General features: G+C 67.2%; 19 protein-coding genes, 1 tRNA gene and 2 pseudogenes. 14 read left to right on the plus strand and 8 right to left on the minus strand.

Annotated elements, in window-relative coordinates; all coding sequences use genetic code 11:
• Window positions 1–69: 69 nt before the first annotated feature.
• From ACP16H_RS10465 to hisD, 3 genes are read right to left on the minus strand one after another with little or no spacing between them, the layout of a single operon-like run.
• Window positions 70–759: an aspartate/glutamate racemase family protein gene (locus ACP16H_RS10465; RefSeq protein WP_425072231.1), complete on the minus strand. Its 690-nt coding sequence runs from the start codon at window positions 757–759 to the stop codon at window positions 70–72.
• A 52-nt stretch (window positions 760–811) separates the two neighbouring features.
• Window positions 812–1822, minus strand: coding sequence for a D-cysteine desulfhydrase (locus tag ACP16H_RS10470; RefSeq protein WP_425072232.1), 1011 nt, complete (start codon window positions 1820–1822; stop codon window positions 812–814).
• 3 nt (window positions 1823–1825) lie between these two features.
• Window positions 1826–3112 carry a histidinol dehydrogenase gene (hisD, locus tag ACP16H_RS10475; protein WP_425072233.1) on the minus strand — a complete coding sequence of 429 codons (1287 nt, stop codon included), beginning with the start codon at window positions 3110–3112 and terminating at the stop codon, window positions 1826–1828.
• A 74-nt stretch (window positions 3113–3186) separates the two neighbouring features.
• Between hisD and ACP16H_RS10480 the strand changes: the two genes are divergently transcribed.
• Window positions 3187–4152, plus strand: a complete 966-nt coding sequence (locus tag ACP16H_RS10480) for a LysR family transcriptional regulator (protein WP_425072234.1) — start codon at window positions 3187–3189, stop codon at window positions 4150–4152.
• A gap of 198 nt (window positions 4153–4350) precedes the next feature.
• On the opposite strand, the gene ACP16H_RS10485 is transcribed toward ACP16H_RS10480, so the two are convergent.
• Complete coding sequence (locus tag ACP16H_RS10485; protein ID WP_425072255.1) at window positions 4351–5112, minus strand: alpha/beta fold hydrolase; 762 nt, start codon at window positions 5110–5112, stop codon at window positions 4351–4353.
• 113 nt (window positions 5113–5225) lie between these two features.
• Here ACP16H_RS10485 and ACP16H_RS10490 point away from each other — a divergent pair, with 113 nt between their 5' ends.
• Complete coding sequence (locus ACP16H_RS10490; protein WP_425072235.1) at window positions 5226–5594, plus strand: hypothetical protein; 369 nt, start codon at window positions 5226–5228, stop codon at window positions 5592–5594.
• A gap of 66 nt (window positions 5595–5660) precedes the next feature.
• On the opposite strand, the gene ACP16H_RS10495 is transcribed toward ACP16H_RS10490, so the two are convergent.
• Together ACP16H_RS10495 and ACP16H_RS10500 are read right to left on the minus strand one after the other, a co-directional pair.
• Window positions 5661–6374 (minus strand): NUDIX hydrolase, encoded by a 714-nt coding sequence (locus ACP16H_RS10495; RefSeq protein ID WP_425072236.1) that lies wholly within the window; start codon window positions 6372–6374, stop codon window positions 5661–5663.
• 32 nt (window positions 6375–6406) lie between these two features.
• On the minus strand, window positions 6407–6808 hold the full coding sequence (locus tag ACP16H_RS10500) for a DUF983 domain-containing protein (protein WP_425072237.1): 402 nt from the start codon (window positions 6806–6808) through the stop codon (window positions 6407–6409).
• Window positions 6809–7107: 299 nt separating this feature from the next.
• On the opposite strand from ACP16H_RS10500, the gene ACP16H_RS10505 reads away from it, so the two are divergent.
• From ACP16H_RS10505 to ACP16H_RS10520, 4 genes are all read left to right on the plus strand, one after another.
• Window positions 7108–7755, plus strand: coding sequence for an EF-hand domain-containing protein (locus tag ACP16H_RS10505; protein WP_425072238.1), 648 nt, complete (start codon window positions 7108–7110; stop codon window positions 7753–7755).
• Window positions 7756–7861: 106 nt separating this feature from the next.
• Entirely contained in the window at window positions 7862–8452 is a 591-nt protein-coding gene (locus ACP16H_RS10510; protein WP_425072239.1) for an RNA polymerase sigma factor, read from the plus strand.
• Window positions 8445–8816 (plus strand): hypothetical protein, encoded by a 372-nt coding sequence (locus ACP16H_RS10515; RefSeq protein ID WP_425072240.1) that lies wholly within the window; start codon window positions 8445–8447, stop codon window positions 8814–8816. The genes ACP16H_RS10510 and ACP16H_RS10515 overlap by 8 nt, the downstream gene beginning before the upstream one ends.
• A gap of 3 nt (window positions 8817–8819) precedes the next feature.
• Entirely contained in the window at window positions 8820–9392 is a 573-nt protein-coding gene (locus ACP16H_RS10520; RefSeq protein ID WP_425072241.1) for a periplasmic heavy metal sensor, read from the plus strand.
• Window positions 9393–9522: 130 nt separating this feature from the next.
• Here ACP16H_RS10520 and ACP16H_RS10525 read toward each other — a convergent pair whose 3' ends face one another.
• Window positions 9523–11061, minus strand: coding sequence for a diguanylate cyclase (locus ACP16H_RS10525; protein ID WP_425072242.1), 1539 nt, complete (start codon window positions 11059–11061; stop codon window positions 9523–9525).
• 126 nt (window positions 11062–11187) lie between these two features.
• Between ACP16H_RS10525 and ACP16H_RS10530 the strand changes: the two genes are divergently transcribed.
• From ACP16H_RS10530 to ACP16H_RS10560, 7 genes are all read left to right on the plus strand, one after another.
• A complete protein-coding gene (locus ACP16H_RS10530; protein WP_425072243.1) occupies window positions 11188–11472 on the plus strand; it encodes a DUF3572 domain-containing protein in 285 nt (94 codons plus the stop codon).
• Entirely contained in the window at window positions 11469–12161 is a 693-nt protein-coding gene (locus ACP16H_RS10535) for an HAD family hydrolase (protein WP_425072244.1), read from the plus strand. The genes ACP16H_RS10530 and ACP16H_RS10535 overlap by 4 nt, the downstream gene beginning before the upstream one ends.
• Before the next feature lie 101 nt (window positions 12162–12262).
• Window positions 12263–13834 (plus strand): trimethylamine methyltransferase family protein, encoded by a 1572-nt coding sequence (locus ACP16H_RS10540; protein WP_425072245.1) that lies wholly within the window; start codon window positions 12263–12265, stop codon window positions 13832–13834.
• A gap of 247 nt (window positions 13835–14081) precedes the next feature.
• Entirely contained in the window at window positions 14082–14699 is a 618-nt protein-coding gene (locus ACP16H_RS10545) for a heme NO-binding domain-containing protein (protein WP_425072246.1), read from the plus strand.
• On the plus strand, window positions 14696–15691 hold the full coding sequence (locus ACP16H_RS10550; RefSeq protein WP_425072247.1) for a GGDEF domain-containing protein: 996 nt from the start codon (window positions 14696–14698) through the stop codon (window positions 15689–15691). Before ACP16H_RS10545 ends, ACP16H_RS10550 begins: the two co-directional genes overlap by 4 nt.
• A gap of 61 nt (window positions 15692–15752) precedes the next feature.
• A tRNA-Gln gene (locus ACP16H_RS10555) sits at window positions 15753–15827 on the plus strand.
• A gap of 169 nt (window positions 15828–15996) precedes the next feature.
• The gene (locus tag ACP16H_RS10560) at window positions 15997–16338 is read left to right on the plus strand and encodes a DUF6538 domain-containing protein (RefSeq protein ID WP_425072248.1); all 342 of its coding nucleotides are present in this window, start codon (window positions 15997–15999) and stop codon (window positions 16336–16338) included.
• On the opposite strand, the pseudogene ACP16H_RS10565 reads toward ACP16H_RS10560, so the two are convergent.
• A pseudogene (locus ACP16H_RS10565) lies at window positions 16318–16665 on the minus strand (transposase); the annotation flags it as partial. The gene ACP16H_RS10560 and the pseudogene ACP16H_RS10565 sit on opposite strands and share 21 nt — an antisense overlap.
• A 60-nt stretch (window positions 16666–16725) precedes the next feature.
• Between ACP16H_RS10565 and ACP16H_RS10570 the strand changes: the two are divergent.
• Window positions 16726–17107, plus strand: a pseudogene (locus tag ACP16H_RS10570) (transposase); the annotation flags it as partial.

Consider the following 17107-nt stretch of genomic DNA (forward strand, 5'->3'; position numbering starts at 1 on the left):
CCCCGCCAACACCGGGCGCGGCCTTGGCAACCTGGTACCGCGCCCCTGGTTTCTCTGCTTTGCAAATACTCAACTTTCTCCCTCTGCCCCGGGCGTCGCGCCCCGGGCAAAGGCGATGACCTGCGCCACGAGGCAATCGAGGCTGTCAGTCCAGGCAATCCCCGGCGGCAACAGTGGCGCGACCAGCGACAGCTCGGTGCAGGCGATCAGCACGTGATCGGCGCGGTCGCGCAGGCGCAGAGCCTGCTCGGTCAGCGCGGGCGTCTGCGAGGCGGGCGCGGCCCCGGCCTTGATGGCGCGGATGATCTGCAACACGGGCGCGTCGTCCACCGGGAAGAGGTGAGGCACGTCGAAATAGTCGTGGAACACCCCGGTCAGCCGGGTCGCGGGGGATGCAAGAATGCCGATGCGGCCCTTGTCCTGTAACGCTTCGTTCGTCGCGGCCAGCATGTCCAACACGGGCAGGTCGGTGATGGCACGCAAGCCCGGGATGTAGTGATGCGCGGTGTTGCAGGGCATGGCCAGCGCCTGCGCCCCGGCAGCGGCAAGGTCGGTCGCCATGTTCTGCAGCACGGGCAGGGGTGAGGGGCCGGAGCCGTCGATCAGCGCGGCGATGCGCGAGGGCACGCGCGGGTTCTGGTGCACGATCAGGGGGATGTGGTCGGCATCGTCACTGGCGGGCGTGGCGTCGAGAACCTTCTGCATGAGAAGGATCGTCGCCTGCGGTCCCATGCCGCCGAGGATGCCGACGGTCTTCATGCCGTCCGTGCGGGGCGGACGATTTTTCTGCGAAAAATCGGGCGCTTCGGCGTCATGCGGGGGCGTCCGGGGCAAAGCAGTGGGTGTAGCCGGTCAGCCCGATGGCGCCGCCGGTGTGCAGGAAGATCACCCGCTGTCCTTCCTTGAAGTGGCCTTTGCGGATCAGGTCGATCAGCCCCGCCGCGCCCTTGGCGGAGTAGACCGGGTCGAGCAGGATGCCCTCGGTCTTGGCGAAGATGTCGATGGCCTCCAGCGTCGAGGGGGCGGGCAGGCCGTAGCCTTCGCCGATGTAGTCGCAGTTGGCTACCACGTCAGTGCGCGACACGACGCCGGGGCAGCCGAGTTTCTCGGCGGTGGCTGTGGCGAGGCGGTAGACGTTCTCTTCCTGCTTGTCGCGGGGGGCGCGGACGCCGATGCCCAGCAGGGGGATGGCGGCGTTCATGGCGGACAGTCCGGCGATCAGCCCGGCCTGCGTTCCCGCCGATCCGGTGGCGTGTACGATGTGGTCGACCGTCAGTCCGAGGTCATTGATCTGGCTCAGCACTTCGAAGGCGCAATTGACGTAGCCCAGCGCGCCCGTGGGGTTCGAGCCGCCGCCGGGGATGGTGTAGACCTTTTCGCCAGTGGCGCGGCGGGTGTCGGCGACGGCCTCCATCTCGGCATTCATGTCGAGGCCCGGGGCGCGGTGTTCGATGGTTGCGCCGTGCAACACGTCCAGCAGGACGTTGCCGTTGTGGCGGTAGTTCTCGTGCGTGTAGCCGGTGCGGTCCTCCAGCAGGAGGTGGCACTTCAGTCCCAGTTTCGCCGCCGCCGCTGCCGTCTGGCGGGCGTGGTTCGACTGGGTCGCGCCTTGGGTCATGACGGTTTCGGCCCCCTGCGCCAAGGCCTCGGCCATGAGGAATTCCAGCTTGCGGGTCTTGTTGCCGCCCGTCGACAGGCCGGTGCAGTCGTCGCGCTTGACCCAGATTTCCGGCCCGCCCAGCAGGGCGGAGAGGCGCGGCATGGGCTCCAGCGGCGTCGGCAGATGGGCGAGGCGGGTGCGGGGAAAACGCGAGAGAAACATGGTTCAGGCCCTCAGCAGATGGGGAAAGGTGGTCAGGCGGGCCTCGGCACTCAGGGCGTGGCCGATCATGCCCTCGGCGCGGGAAATCACGGCGGTGGCGCGGGCGAGGTCGGGCAGGGCCTGCGGATCAGCCCTTTGATAGGTCACGGTTTTCAGGAACTTCTGCGCCGACAGCCCGCCGGTATAACGCGCCGCGCCCCCGGTCGGCAGCACGTGGTTCGGCCCGGAGGCCTTGTCGCCAAAGGCCACGGTGGTCTGCGCGCCCAGGAACAGCGAGCCATAGGCGGTCAGCCGGCCCTGCCACCAGTCGAGCGCGGTGCAGTGCAGATGCAGATGCTCGGGGGCGTAGCGGTCGGCCTCGACGGCCATCTCTTCGCGGTCGCTGCACAGGATGATCTCGCCCATCGCCTCCCATGCCGCGCGCGCGGTCGCGCCATTGTCGGGGCCGAGGCGGGCGCAGGTCTCGGGCATCAGCTCGCGCACGCGGCGGGCCAGCGGTTCGTGGTCGGTGACCAGCCAGACCGGAGAGGTCGGCCCGTGCTCGGCCTGTCCCGCCAGATCGAGGGCGACCAGCGCCGGGTCGGCGGTAGCATCGGCGAGGATCATCAGGTCGGTCGGCCCCGCCACGGTGTCGATGCCCACGGGGCCGAAGAGCTGGCGCTTGGCCTCGGCCACATAGGCGTTGCCGGGGCCGGTGAGGATGTCGCAGGGCGGCGTGCCGAACAGCCCGTAGGCCATGGCGGCGATGCCCTGCACACCGCCGAGCGTCAGGATGGTGTCGGCCCCGGCGAGGTGCATGGCGTAAAGCGTGGCGGGGTGGATGCCGCCCGCGTCCCGCGGCGGAGCAGCGGCGGTGACATGCGGCACCCCCGCCGCCTTGGCCGTGGCGATGGTCATCAGCGCGCTGGCGATATGCGCGTAGCGTCCGCCCGGCACATAGGCCCCGGCGGCGTTGACCGGGATGCTGCGCTGCCCCGCGATCAGGCCGGGACGCAGTTCGGTTTCGAAATCGCTGACCGAGGCGCGCTGGCAATCGGCGAAACGGCGAATGTTGTCATGGGCATAGCCAAGGGCCTGTTTGAGCGCATCGGGGACCTGCGCGCGGGCCTCGGCGATGGCCTCGGGCGGTGTGACGACCGGGCCGGTCCAATGGTCGAGCCGTTCGGCATAGTCGCGGGCGGCGTCCTCGCGGCCCAGTCTCACACGGGCGAGCATCACCTGAACGGTGTCGGAGATGTCATTCTGTGCGGCGGGCGGCAGGCCCGGAGCGGATTTCAGCAGGCGGGGCATGGCGGTGTCCTTGAAGGGATTGACCTGCCGACAGATTTGGCAAAGCTGAATCTGCGCGACGGGGAGATTTGGAAATGCTGATGAAAGGCGTGACGCTGAAGGGGCTGGAGGTCTTCGAGGCGCTGGCCGAAAGCGGATCGGTGGCGAAGGCCTCGGAGGTGACGGGCCTCAGCCAGCCGGCGGTCAGCCAGCAGATGCGCAACCTCGAAACCGCGCTGGGGGTCGAGTTGGTGGATCACGGGCGCAGGCCCATGGCGCTGACCCCGGCGGGGCGGGCGTTCCTGAACCGCACGCGCGCGGTGTTGCGCGAATTGCGGCTGGCGGGCAGCGAGTTGACGGTGATGGACCTCGCGCATCTCTCGACGCTCAACCTTGGCGTGATCGACGATTTCGACAACGACCTGACGCCACGGCTGGTGACCATGCTGGCCGAGAGCATGACGAAATGCCGGTTCAAGCTGATCACCGCGCCAAGCCACGAGATTTGCGAGGAAATCAAGGCACGGCGGCTGCACCTTGGCATCGCGGGCAGCAGTGGCGAGGTCATGCCCGGCGTGGTGGAATACCCGCTGGTGCGCGACCCCTACATCTTCGTCTGCGCCAAGGGGGCGGTGGACCGGGCGGGCGGGATCGAGATGCTGATGAAGACCGCGCCGCTGCTGCGCTACGACCGCGCGCAGTTGATCGGACGGCAGATCGAGGCGCATCTGGCGCGGCAGAAGCTGAGCTTTGCCGAGCGCTTCGAGATCGGCGCGCATCTGTCGCTGATGACGCTGGCTGCGCGCGGGACAGGCTGGGCGCTGACGACGCCGCTGGGCTACATGCGCGCGGCGCGGTTCCACGACCAGCTGGAGGTGCACCCGGTGCCGTTCAAACCCTTCGCGCGCACCATCAGCCTGTACGCCGGATCGGACTGGTCCGACGAGGTGCCGCGCGACGTGGCCCGCACCATGCAGATGCTGGTGAGCGACATGGTCATCGGCCCCGCCTGGGCGAAACTGCCCTGGCTCGAAGGCGACCTGAGGGTCCTGGAGGGGTGACGGGCTGACCATGCCGGACAGCTTGCCGCAGCCGCGCAACCTGTCCAGAGGGGCGCTTTCTCATTTCGAAACGGCAGGGGCCATATTCCAAAAGCTGAAAGATGCGCCGCCCCCCCTGCTTCTTTGGTTTTACAAATACCCTCGGGGGAGTCGCTCCGTGAGGAGCGGCGGGGGCAGAGCCCCCATCCGGGTGTGGAATCAGGCGACTGCCTTGAGGAAGGCGCGGACCGAGGCCTCGAACCCGCGCGGATCGTCGGCGTGCGGCCAGTGCCCGGCTTGCGGCATCCTGGCAAAGCGCGCCTTGGGGAAGTAGCGGCGGATGGTGTCGCGGTGCTCGGGTTTGACGTAGTCGGATTGGCCACCGGACAAAAATAGCGTGGGGCCGGTGTAGGCGCCGTCGAGGTCGGGGAAGGAGAGGATCTTTGGCATCTCGCGCTCGAGCGTGTCGAGGTTGTACTTCCAGCGCTTGCCTTTGACGTCGAGGGATTGCGTGAAGAAGCTTTGCAGCGCGGGGTCGGTGACGTTCTGTGCCAGTTGCTCGACGGCGTCGGAGCGGCGCTCGACCGTCGACAGGTCGACGGCGCGCATGGCGTCGATGAACTTCTGCTGCGAGTGGGTATAGCTGACCGGGGCGATGTCGGCGACGAGCAGCGAGGCGACCTTTTCCGGGTGCAGCAGCGCGAGGGCCATCGCCGCCTTGCCGCCCATGGAGTGCCCGATGACATGGGAGCGGCCGCCGTGGGCGTCGATCAGTTCGGTCAGGTCCTGCGCGAGGTCGGGGTAGCTGTGCGTCTCCGTTCGCGGGCTGTCGCCGTGGTTGCGCATGTCCGGAGTGAGGACGTGGTGCTCTTCGGCGAGGCGGCGGGCGATCACGCCCCAGTTGCGGCCTGAGCCGAAGAGGCCGTGGACGATCAGGACGGGCGTGGCGCCGGGTTGGCCATATTCGAGCGTGTTCAACATGGGGGTTGGATACGACGCGCCGGACAGCGCGTCCACCATTGTTCGCGCTGCGGGAACGCAGTGGTGACGCTTGAGGAATTGAGGCGGAAATGCGGCGGGCGGTAGAGTGCCCCATGGATATTCGCAAGGATCTGGACCTGAGGGTCACGCGGCTGGAGCGGCTGTTCGCCCGCCGTATGGGCGTGCGCAAGGGGGACCTGGTCTTGCGCGTGAAACGGCTTCGGGGGGCCTTGCCCGAGGCGGTGCGGCGCGATGCTTTGGCGCTGGCCAAGGCGCGGCACCTGTCGGGGCATCCCAAGATCGCGAAACAGATGGACGCGCGGGCGCTGGCGCGGACGGAGCGGCGGGTCAGGGATTGGCTGACGGGGCCGGTGCTGCGCGAGCGGCGGGTGACGCGGCGGCTCCGCTGGACGGGCGCGCTGGTGCTGAACCTCGCGCTGATGGGCGCGGGACTGGCGGGGCTGTTTTTCTACGTGGGGTGAAAGAGCTTTCGGACGAAAGCTCTTTGGGCGGGAAGGCTTTTCGTCGAAAAGCCTTTGGGTCCGGTGTCAGTCGGTGGGGGCGTGGCCGCGCAGGCGGAGGAAAAGGCTTTCCTCGTCATCGTTGCGGAAGAACGGCACCGAATCCGGCGGGTTGTCGTCGGTGGCACGGGCGGCGACCTCGGCCAGCACCACTTCGGTGATGAAGGGCAGGTCGTAGTTGCGGATCTCGTCCACGGCGATCCATTGCAGGTGAGACAGCTCGTCCGCCGCATGGGTGAAATCGTCGGGATCGGATTGCAGCGCCTCGGCGTCCAGCAGGAAGAAGCGCGCGTCGAAGCGGCGGGGGCGTCCCGGCGGCGTGATGGCGCGGAAGACGAATTGCAGCGCGTCCGCCGAGGGGCGGTGGCCGGTGCCGGCGAAGCTCAGCCAGTCCTGCGGCACGGCGCCCGGCCAGGGCGCGGGCAGGCCGAGGATCTGGCCGGTTTCCTCCCACAGTTCGCGCACGGCGGCGGCGGCCAGTGCGCGGGAGATGCCGGGGGCGGAGCCTTCGTCCAGCCGCTTGGCGCAGAGGGCCGAGAGCGGGCGGGCGAGGTTCACCTGTCCGTCGGCGGCATCCACCGCGCCGCCGGGAAAGACGAACTTGTTCGGCATGAAGGCGGCCTTGGCCCCGCGCTGGCCCATCAGGACGCGGGGGCGCGTGGTGCGGTCGCGCAGCACGATGACGGTGGCCGCGTCGCGGATCGCGGTCTTGTCGATGGGTTTCTCTGTCGTCTGGGTCATCTGCCTGCCGTCCTGCCGTTGGGCGGCGGGGATCAGGACCCCGCCTCGTTGGTGCGCGCGAAGCCACCCATGCCGCGCGCCCATTGGAAGGCGACAATGGCCCCCTTCAACCGGGGCAGAAGGTAAAGCGAAAGCGCCACGCAGCCAACCGCAAAGATGGTGAAGAGCACCAGCGGTTCGGGGCGCCATTTTTCGAAGACCACCAGCAGGAGCGGTGCCATGAGGTGCCCGACGATGAGGATCGTCAGGTAGGCGGGACCGTCGTCGGCGCGGTGGTGGTGCAGTTCCTGGCGGCAGACGGGGCAATTGTCGCGCACCTTCAGGTAGCCCGACAGCAGCGGACCGTTGCCGCATCGCGGGCAGCGCCTGCGCCAGCCGCGCCAGACGGTCGGCCAGATGGATGCGTCTTCTTCGATGTTGCCCTGGTGGTTCATGGTATCCTCGGTGTCCTCGTCCCCGCACGCGGCCAAAATGCAGCCGTGCCCCTCGGGTGCAAAAGATGAAGGTCATGTATGTATTTCGGAAGGGGACGCTTTGTCCTTGCGGCGGCGTGTCACACGCTAACGTTTTTCGCGGGGCGGGTGCGTTACTGTATAACGGTCTCGTGATCGCGATGTGATCGGTTTTTCGGCGGATGTGCGACGGAAGCCCTGTCCTGCCCCGTGGAAGCCTCCAGAGACGCCAAGGGAAACGGCGGATCGCAAACGGTTTCAAAATCCACGGAGACAAGACGATGACGAAGAAGACCAACACTCTCTGGATCACCGGTGCACTGATCGTGGCGATGGGCGCAGGCTCGGCTGCTTACGCCCGCGATGGCGGTCATGGCATGGGGGGCCGCGGGGCAATGGGTCCGCGTGGTCCGATGCTGGAGGAGATGTTCACCGATGCCGACACCGATGGCGACGGCAAGATCACGGCGGAGGAGATGGCGGCTGCGGCCACCAAGCGGTTCACCGATGCGGACACCAACGGCGACGGCAAGCTGAGCGCCGAGGAGATGCAGGCGCAGTTTCAGGCGCAGCAGCAGGCGCGCCAGGCGGCCCGCCTGGCAGAGCGTACGGAGCGCATGATCTCGCGCTTTGACTATGACGGCGACGGCATGCTGAGCCAGGACGAAGCGCAGAAGATGCGCCCGGCGGACATGTTCGAGCGGATGCTCGACCGCATGGACACCGACAAGGACGGCGCGCTGAGCCAGGACGAGATCCAGCAGGCGCGGGCGCAGATGATGGACCGTCGCGGTGGCGAGCGCGGTGAGCGCGGTGAGCGCGGCCATGGCGGCAAGGGTGCTCATGACGGCAAGCGCTGGTTCCAGCGCGGCGGTGCGCAGCCGACGGCTCCGGCCACCGAGGACGCGGCCCCGGCCGACGGCAACTGAGGCTGACAGGGGCCGGGCCTGACGGTCCGGCCCATTCTTGCGGGGCGCGCGACGGAATGTTGCGCGCCCTGCGTTGAAGATGTAGCGCCAAGGCCATGGAACCGGGATGCCATACGACGCGATGAGCGATCTTGCCGACGAGGACTTGCTGGCGGCCTATGCCCGCGGCGATGCTGCGGCGGCGCGTCTGTTGACGCAGCGCCTTGCGCCGCGGGTGCTGGCCCATGCCTACCGGATGCTGGGCGGGGACCGGGCCGAGGCCGAGGACATCACGCAGGAGGCGCTGTTGCGCCTCTGGCGTGCCGCGCCCGAGTGGCGCATGGGCGAGGCGAAGGTGACCACCTGGTTGTACCGGGTGACGGCGAACCTTTGCATAGACCGGATGCGCAAGGGACGGCGCATCGCGGGTGATCTGGACACGGCACCGGAGGTTGCGGATGGCGCGCCTTCGGCTGCGGAAGGGATGCAGCAGGCGGCGCGGGCAGAGGCGCTTCAGGCCGCGTTGGACGAATTGCCGGAGCGGCAGAAACAGGCGGTGATCCTGCGCCACATCGAGGGGCTGTCGAACCCCGAGATCGCAGAGATCATGGACATCGGGCCGCGTGCGGTCGAGTCCCTGACCGCGCGGGGGAAACGGGCCCTGGAGGCGATCCTGTCGGGTCGCAGGGGCGAACTGGGGTATGAAGGCGATGACTGACAAGACGGATGGTTTTGGCGATCTGGACGCTTTCTTTGACGCCGCGCGGGGCGGGGCGCCGGAGGTGTCGGACGACTTCATGGCGCGGCTGACCGCCGATGCGCTGGCCGAGATGCCGGTGGCCGGGGCGCGGGTGGTTTCGCGACCGGGGCTGTTTGCCCAGTTGAAGGCCAGCCTTGGCGGTTGGGCCGGGTTCTCGGGTCTGGCGGCGGCCTGTGCGGTGGGCATCTGGGTGGGGGTGAACCCGCCCGCGACGTTGACCGACGGGCTGGGGCTGGAGGACCTGTGGGGGACGAGCGCAAGCCTTGGCGAGATGGGTGTCGACCCGCTGTCGGGCTTCGAGCTGGCATTGTTGGAGGGATGAGGCATGGCTGAGGGGACCGGGGATACGGGTGGTGTGCGCAAGGGGCGCGGGATGCGCGTGGTGCTGTTTGCCTCGCTGGCGCTGAACCTGCTGGTGGTTGGCGCGGTGGCGGGGTTCCTGGTGATGGGACCGCCGGGGCCGCCGCATGACCGGCCCGGCGGCGATGACCCGGCGCTGCCCTATACGCGGGCCTTGACCGAGGACCAGCGGCGCGACCTGCGTGGTGCTCTGCGCGGCGAGGTGCTGCGCGACCGGCAGGAGATGCGGGCGATCCGCGAGGGTGTCATCACTGGCTACCGCGAGGCGCTGGGCGTTCTGCGCGCCGATCCCTATGATCCCGCCGCCCTGGAGGCGCTGATGGCGGCGCAGGCCGAGCGCAGCGCCGCCGTGCGGGTGCGTGGGCAGAAGGTGCTGAGCGATTACGTCGCCGGGATGAGTGCGGCGGAGCGCGCCGCCTACGCGGACCGGCTGGAAGAGACGCTGGCGAAGTTCCAGCGCAAGCGGGACCGAGGCACGGGACGCTTTGACGGGGGCCGCTTTGACGGCAAGCCGTTCGACGGGCCGAAGCGGGACTGACCGAGGCGGTAGTCGACGCAATGACATGCTGGCGGGGCCGGGCAGGGAGCTGTCCGGCCCTTTTGTCTGCGCAATATACGAAACCCGCCGGGGGCGGGGGACTGGCACGGAGACAAAGGTCTGGAACGGTTCAGGTGCGCGACAGACCCCAGGGTGGGATGGTGGCACCGTCGGTGCCGGTGTCGCGGGCCTGCTCGATCTCGACCGGAGGGGCGAGGCGGGGGTTCGGTTTTGGCGCGGGGGGCAGGGGTTTTCGCTTCTCCGGCGAGGGCAGGGCCATGACCGTGTCGGACATGACCACCGTGTTGCGGCCCTTGTTCTTGGCCGCGTAAAGCGCCTGATCCGCGCGCGAGATCAGGTCGACGGGCGTGTCGTCCGTCGAGGGCAGACCGATGGCCACGCCGATGGACAGGGTCACGGTGATGCGCCGGTCGCCGGGCAGGGTCACGGGGTGCTTGGCCATCAGCGCGCAGAGCCGTTCCGCCGTGCGCTGGGCCGAGCGGCGGTCGGTGTCGGGCATGGCGACGAGGAATTCCTCGCCGCCCCAGCGGGCGATGAGGTCGGCGGCGCGCAGGTTGTCCTTCAGACGCTGCGCCAGCGTCACCAGCACGGCATCGCCGGCGGTGTGGCCGTAGTCGTCGTTCACCTGCTTGAAGTAATCGAGATCCGCGAGCAGCAGCGCGTAGGGCCGGCGCATGCGCTGCGCCTGTTCGGCCATGCGCGACATGTGCGGCAGGGCGTAGCGCCGGTTGTACAGCCCGGTCAGCGGGTCGATCACGGCGGCGCGCAGCCCGTCACGCATGTTGGCGCGCAGGCGGTCGTTGGTGCGCTTGCGCGCGATCTGTTTCTTCAGCCGGATGGTGAGTTCGTCCACGTCGGGGCCGGTGATCATCAGGTCGTTGGCCCCGAGGTCGAGGGCCGAGGCGGCCTCGCGTCGCTGGTCGGGCTGGGCGATGTAGATCAGGGCGGACTGGCGGGTGGCACGGTTGGCGCGCAGTTGCGGCAGAAGGGCGAGGCCCTCGCCCAGCCCGCCGGGGGCCTCGGCCACCACCACCACGTCGGGCGCGCGGCCCGTGTCGCGCAGGGCGTCGTCTGCATCGACGAATTCGATATGGTCGTCGCTGCGCTGTTGCAGGCGGTTCACCATGGCCCGCACCTCGGGGTGGACGCCGGTCGAGACGATGCGCACGCGGCCCGGCATGGCGAATTCGGCGGAATGTTCCGCCAGACCCAGCGCGCGCCGGGTGTCATCGCGCAGTTGCAGTTCGGCCTCGGCGTCGCGGGCGCGCAGCAGCGAGCGCAGCCTTGCCAGCATCACCACGTCGTCGATGGGCCGGGTCAGCACGTCATCGGCCCCGGCGGCCAGCGAGGCAAGGCGTTCGCCGGGGTCGTCCTGGGTGTGCATGATGACGACGGGAACCGGAACGCTGGACTGGTTGGGGCCGCCCGCCTGGGCTTTGTGCCGGATCGCGGCACAGAGCGCCCGGCCCGACATGTCGGGCAGGTCGGCGGCGGCGATCACGAGGTCCGGCGCGGATTTGCGCAGCATCGCGAGCGCCGCCTGGCCCGAGGTGGCCTGGACGACTTCGTAGTAGGCGGCGGACAGTTTGACCCGCAGGATGATGCGGTTCGTGGGCACTGCATCGACCACCAGGATTCGGCTTGTCATCTGTGTGTGCCTTCCCCCGGTCACGCGGCGCGCTGAGTGGGCGCGACCGGTGACCTGCTTGAACTTTTTGGTAACCTCAGATTTGGTGAAAAGTAGTTAAGAAACCCTTTCGACGGGCGGTGAGAAATGGCGTTTACGCGGGAAACTGCCGAGATGATCGGTTTGCAGGCAATGGCCTGGCTGGCGGGCAACGACGAGCTGATGCCGGTCTTCATGGGGGCAAGTGGCGCTAGCGAAACGGATTTCCGCGAAGGGTTGCAGGACCCGGTTTTCCACGCCTCGGTTTTGGACTTTCTGATGATGGATGACGCCTGGGTCATGGCGTTCTGCGATTCGGCGGGCGTGCCTTACACGTCCCTCGCGCAGGCGCGCGCGGCACTTCCCGGTGGGGGGGAAATGCATTGGACATGACACCGCGCGCGGTGCTGTTCGACAAGGACGGCACGTTGTTCGATTTCGGCGCGACGTGGAATGTCTTTGCGCAGCGGCTGCTGGGGCGGCTGGCGGAGGGGGACATGGCGTTGGCAGCGCGGGCGGCCGAGGCGGTGCGTTTCGATTTGGCGCGGGGCGTGTTCCTGCCGGACAGCCCCGCGATTGCGGGGACGAACCGCCAGATTGCCGAGATCCTCGCTGGCGTGATGCCCTATGGCGTGGACGCGCTGGAAGTCATGATCGTCGAGGAGGCGGCGGAGACGCCCTTGGCGGAGGCCGCGCCTTTGGGGCCGCTGCTGGACGGGTTGCGCGGGCGCGGGTTGCGGCTGGGCGTCATGACCAATGACACGGAGTCGGTGGCGGAGGCGCATCTGGGCCGCGCCGGTGTGCGGTCCCGGTTCGATTTCGTCGCCGGGGCCGACAGCGGCTGGGGGGCAAAGCCTTCGCCGGGGCCGTTGTTGGCCTTTGCCGATGCGGTGGACGTGCTGCCGGGGCAGGTGGTCATGGTCGGTGACAGCACCCATGACCTGATCGCCGGGCGCGCGGCGGGGATGCTGTGCGTCGGTGTGCTGACGGGCATGGCGGGGCGCGAGGTGCTGCACCCGCATGCGGATGCCGTGCTGCCCGATATCGGGCATTTGCCGGGGTGGCTGGACGGGCTGCGCTGATTTTCACGCGTCCGGGCATCGAAAGCGACGCATCCTGTCGTGTTTGCGCAGGCGGGGGCCTGTGAGGGGGCTTTGATGGCGGGGTGCCAGAGGAGACCGCCATGCCCGATGCCCCCGAAGCTGTCCTGGAGCCGAAACGTCGTCGCAGCGGAGGGCGTTCGGGCAACACCCGCCGGGGCGGACCCGCGATCGAGCAGATGCCCTGGCGCATCCCGGTCAACCCGGATCGCCCGACCGAGCCTTTGCGCCCCGAGGCGGTGGCGCGGATGCACGACGCGGTGATGCGCATCCTCGAAGAGATCGGGATCGAGTTCCTGCACCCCGAGGCCGTCGAGATCCTGAAGCGCGCAGGGTGTACGGTGAACGGCGAGAACGTGCGGATGGGGCGCGATTTCGTCATGGAGATGGTCGCGCTGGCGCCGGATCGCTTCACCATCACGCCGCGCAACGAGGCGCGGACCTTGCCCTTTGGCGACAATCATATCCTGTTCGGGAACGTGTCTTCTCCGCCCAATTACTGGGATCTGGAGCTGGGCAAGAAGGTATCCGGCACGCGCGAGCAATGCCGCAACCTGTTGAAGCTGACGCAGTATTTCAACTGCATCCATTTCGCGGGCGGCTATCCGGTGGAGCCGGTGGACATCCACGCCTCGGTGCGGCATCTGGATGTGCTCTTCGACAAGCTGACGCTGTGCGACAAGGTCGTGCATGCCTACAGCCTCGGGCCGGAGCGGGTCGAGGACGTGATGGAGATGGTGCGGATTGCGGGCGGGCTGACGCATGAGGACTTCGACGCCACGCCGCGCATGTATACCAACATCAACTCGACCTCGCCGCTGAAGCATGACTGGCCGATGCTGGACGGCTGGATGCGGCTGGCGCGGCGCGGGCAGGCGCTGGTGGTGACGCCGTTTACGCTGGCGGGGGCGATGGCGCCGGTGACCATTGCGGGCGCGGTGGCGCAATCGCTGGCCGAGGGGCTGGCGGCGGTGGTGCTGGCGCAGCTGATCCGGCCGGGGGTGGCCTGCATGATCGGGACGTTCACCTCGAACGTGGATATGAAGACCGGCGCGCCTGCCTTTGGCACGCCGGAATACATGCGCGCGACGCAGATGACCGGGCAGATGGCGCGGTTCTACGGCCTGCCGATGCGGTCCTCGGGCGTCTGTGCCGCCAACGTGCCGGACGGGCAGGCCATGTGGGAGACGGAGCAGTCGCTGTGGGCCGCGATGCAGTCGGGGACGCATATGGTTTATCACGCGGCGGGCTGGCTGGAGGGCGGGCTGATCGCAAGCCCCGAGAAATTCGTCATGGATTGTGAGGTCTTGCAGCAGTTGCAGCGCTACATGGAGCCGGAGATCTGGGCTTGCTCGGACGCGGCTCTGGCGGTGGAGACGATTGCCGAGGTCGGGCCGTATGGGCATTTCTTTGGCTGCCAGCACACGCAGGACCGCTACGAGACGGCTTTTTATCAACCCTTCCTGTCGGACTGGAAGAATTACGAGGGCTGGGAGATCACGGGCGGCGTCTGGACAGCGGAACGCGCCCATGGCGTGTTCAAGCGCATCATCGCCGAGTTCGAAGAGCCGCCGATGGACGTGGCCGTGCGCGAGAAACTGGCGGCCTTCGTCGAGCGCCGCAAGGCCGAGGGCGGCGCGCCGACGGATTTCTGAGGTCTCGGACACTTCGTGGTTTGCGACCGGCGGGAAATCTGCATTTCCAAGCGGAGAATGTCGGCACCCGCATGGTGATTCGCTGTGCGGGGCGCTGGGCGCGCGTCTTGGTGCGCGACCGCGGCGCAGCCCAAGATTGCAGCGCATGTTGACCGCTCATCCTTTTTTATCGAGTCAAATTATCCCTTTATGCCTCTGTTAAGCCTCGTCGGGTCCTAATGCCCCCTGCGACGTGGAGTATGACAGGATGCATGGGCTGATCTTGAGGACCTTTCAGGTCTTTGTGCAGGACACCTACGGGCAGGAGGTGTGGCAGGGCATCGCCGGGCGGCTGCCGGACGAGGTCCAGGAATTCGAGGCCATGCTGAACTACAGCCCCGAGATATTCGAGGCCGTGATCGCCGCCACCGAAGCGGTGCTGAAGAAACCGCGCGACAGTTTCCTAGAGGACGTGGGCACTTACCTTGTGTCACACCCGAATTCCGAAGGGCTGCGCCGCCTGCTGCGCTTTGGCGGGGTCGATTACATCGAGTTCCTGCATTCGCTGGACGATCTGCCCGACCGGGCGCGTCTGGCGGTGGCGGACCTCGAACTGCCGGACCTGGAACTGCGCGATCCCGACAGCCGCGACGGGCCGCACAGCCGGTTCCGGCTGACCGTCGGCACCGGGCTGCCGGGATTCGGCTACGTCATGGTCGGCGTTCTGCGCGCCATGGCGGACGATTACGGTGCGCTGGTCCTGCTGGACGCCGAACCCTGCGACGACGGCGCGCAGGAGGTCGAGATCACGCTGATCGAAACTGCCTATGCGCAGGGGCGCGACTTTGAACTGGCGGGCCGCGCCGTGGGCGGAGGCGCAGGATGACCATCCCCGAAGAGGCGCTGCACGCGCTCTGTCCCATGCACGCGGTGCTGGGTCCGCATGGGCATATCCGGCAGGCGGGATCGACCCTGCACAAGCTGTCCGATGTTCCGCTTGAGGGCGCGCGCTTCCTCGAGGTCTTCGAGGTGTATCGCCCGCGCGCGGTGGGCTCCATGGCGGGGCTGTTGCAGACGCAGGGGCGCAAGCTGCACCTGCGGCTGCGCGAAGGGCGGCGCACGGCGCTGAAGGGGATGGTCGTGGCCACCGGCGACGGCGGAGCGGTTGTGAACCTGTCCTTTGGCATCGGGCTGCGCGACGGCGTGCGCGACTTTGCGCTGACCAGCACCGATTTCGCCCCCACCGACATCGCGATCGAGATGCTCTGGCTGATGGAGGCGAAATCCGCCGCCATGGACGCCTCGCGCAGCCTGAACACCCGGCTGAAGGGGGCGATGACGGTGGCGGAGGAACGCGCCTTCACCGACGCGCTGACGGGGCTGCGCAACCGTCGCGCGCTGGATGCCACGATGGAGCGGATCACGCGGCAGGGGCAGCCCTATTCGCTGATGCACCTCGACCTGGACCTGTTCAAGCAGGTGAACGACACCATGGGGCACGCGGCGGGTGACGCGGTGCTGCGCCAGGTCTCGCGCATCATGCTGGAGGAAACGCGCCGCGACGACACGGCGGCGCGGGTGGGCGGCGACGAGTTCGTGATCGTCTGCGCCAACCTCGTGCGACCTTCGCGGCTGGCGGAACTGGCCGAACGGCTGATCCGCCGAATCGAGGAACCGATCCCCTTCGGGGACGCGGAGTGCAAGATTTCGGTCAGCATCGGCATCGCCATCGTCGACGGCGTCGCGTTGTCCGCAGCAGAGGTGATCGACCGCGCGGACGTGGCACTTTACGCGTCGAAAAGGGCAGGCCGCGCAAGGTTCAGCTTTTACGACGGGCCGGAGGAAACGGTGGTTGCGATGTCCGGAGAAAAGAAGTGAAATTTTGTGTTCGGGAGGGGTTGCACCCTCCGAATTGGCGAAGTAGACACCGCGCCACGGTTGGGGTGTAGCCAAGTGGTAAGGCAACGGTTTTTGGTACCGCGTACCGTAGGTTCGAATCCTACCACCCCAGCCAAATGCCCAAAATTTCCAATGATATCAAAGCCCTTACGGGCCAGAATCAGGCCTGTGTCACACCCACTGCGCGCGCTGTAACACATCCTGTCGCACACGCTGTGTCACACAGCGTCAGACATCGTCCCCGCCGAGCCTTCGATTCCCACCTGTCCGGTCGCGGAATCGCCATGCCGTACCTCTCCCGGCGCGGCAGCATCTTCTACTTCCGAAAACGCCTCCCCCGAGCGCTCTCCGCGCCCGTATCGAACCCGTTTCTCTGTCTTTCCTTGCAAACCGACCTCCTGCTCGTCGCCGTGAGAAGGGTCTCCGCCCTGATCGCGGCTCTGGAAGAGCGAGAAAGACAAATGATAAAGGAAGCCGGGCACCCGGAATTTTGCCCAGAACTGAGCAAGGCGATCCTGCAGGAATTCCTGCGCGCAGAATTGATCCGACTGATCAGTTTCGAGGAAATGGACCTGTCACGTTTCTGTGCCGCCGCCAGTGCACGTTTAGGCCAGCTTCCGTTCTAAGGCGACCGGACTTTTCCAGCCCAATGCTGAATGCCGTCGGCGTGGATTGTAGAAGCCATTGATATACTGGAAGATGGCCAGCTCTGCTTCTCTTCGCGTCTGCCACGACCTACGCCAGGTCAGCTCGGCCTTGATCGTTTTAAAGAAGGTTTCGACGGCAGAGTTGTCGAAACAATTTCCCTCGCCGCTCATCGATACCTGGAAGCCGTGCTGGCGCAGGAGCTTCTGGTAATCGTGTGAACCGTATTGGATTCCACGATCCGTAGGATGTATGCAACCCTTGGGCGGCTGTCGCAACGCGACTGCCATTTTCAAGGCGCGAACGGCTCTGTTGCACAAATCCTGTGAGGGATTCATGTCGTGAATCCAGCGTGGTAGCTGGACGACATGAGCAGACCCACACCCCCGACCTACAAGACCAGGAACTGGCCAGCCTATAATGAAGCGCTCAAGCGTCGAGGCTCGCTGACAATCTGGTTCGATCCCGAGATGATCTGGGATGCTGCGCCGACCGGCAAACGCGGCCGACAGCAGACCTACAGCGACACTGCCATCCAGACATGCCTGACGATGAAGGGTGAAGGGCGTCCCGGAATTGATCCGGGGGATCAATTCAGCCCTGAACGGGCGGAGCCCCGGGCATGTTCGGCATGGCGCTCCGGCAGACGACCGGGTTCGTCGAGAGCTTGTTGCGTCTGATCGGTTTGAACTGGGCGGTGCCCGACTTCAGTACACTATCGCGTCGCCAGAAGACGCTGGCCGTGAACAT

The organism is Sagittula sp. S175 (assembly GCF_049800975.1).
Lineage (GTDB): Bacteria > Pseudomonadota > Alphaproteobacteria > Rhodobacterales > Rhodobacteraceae > Sagittula.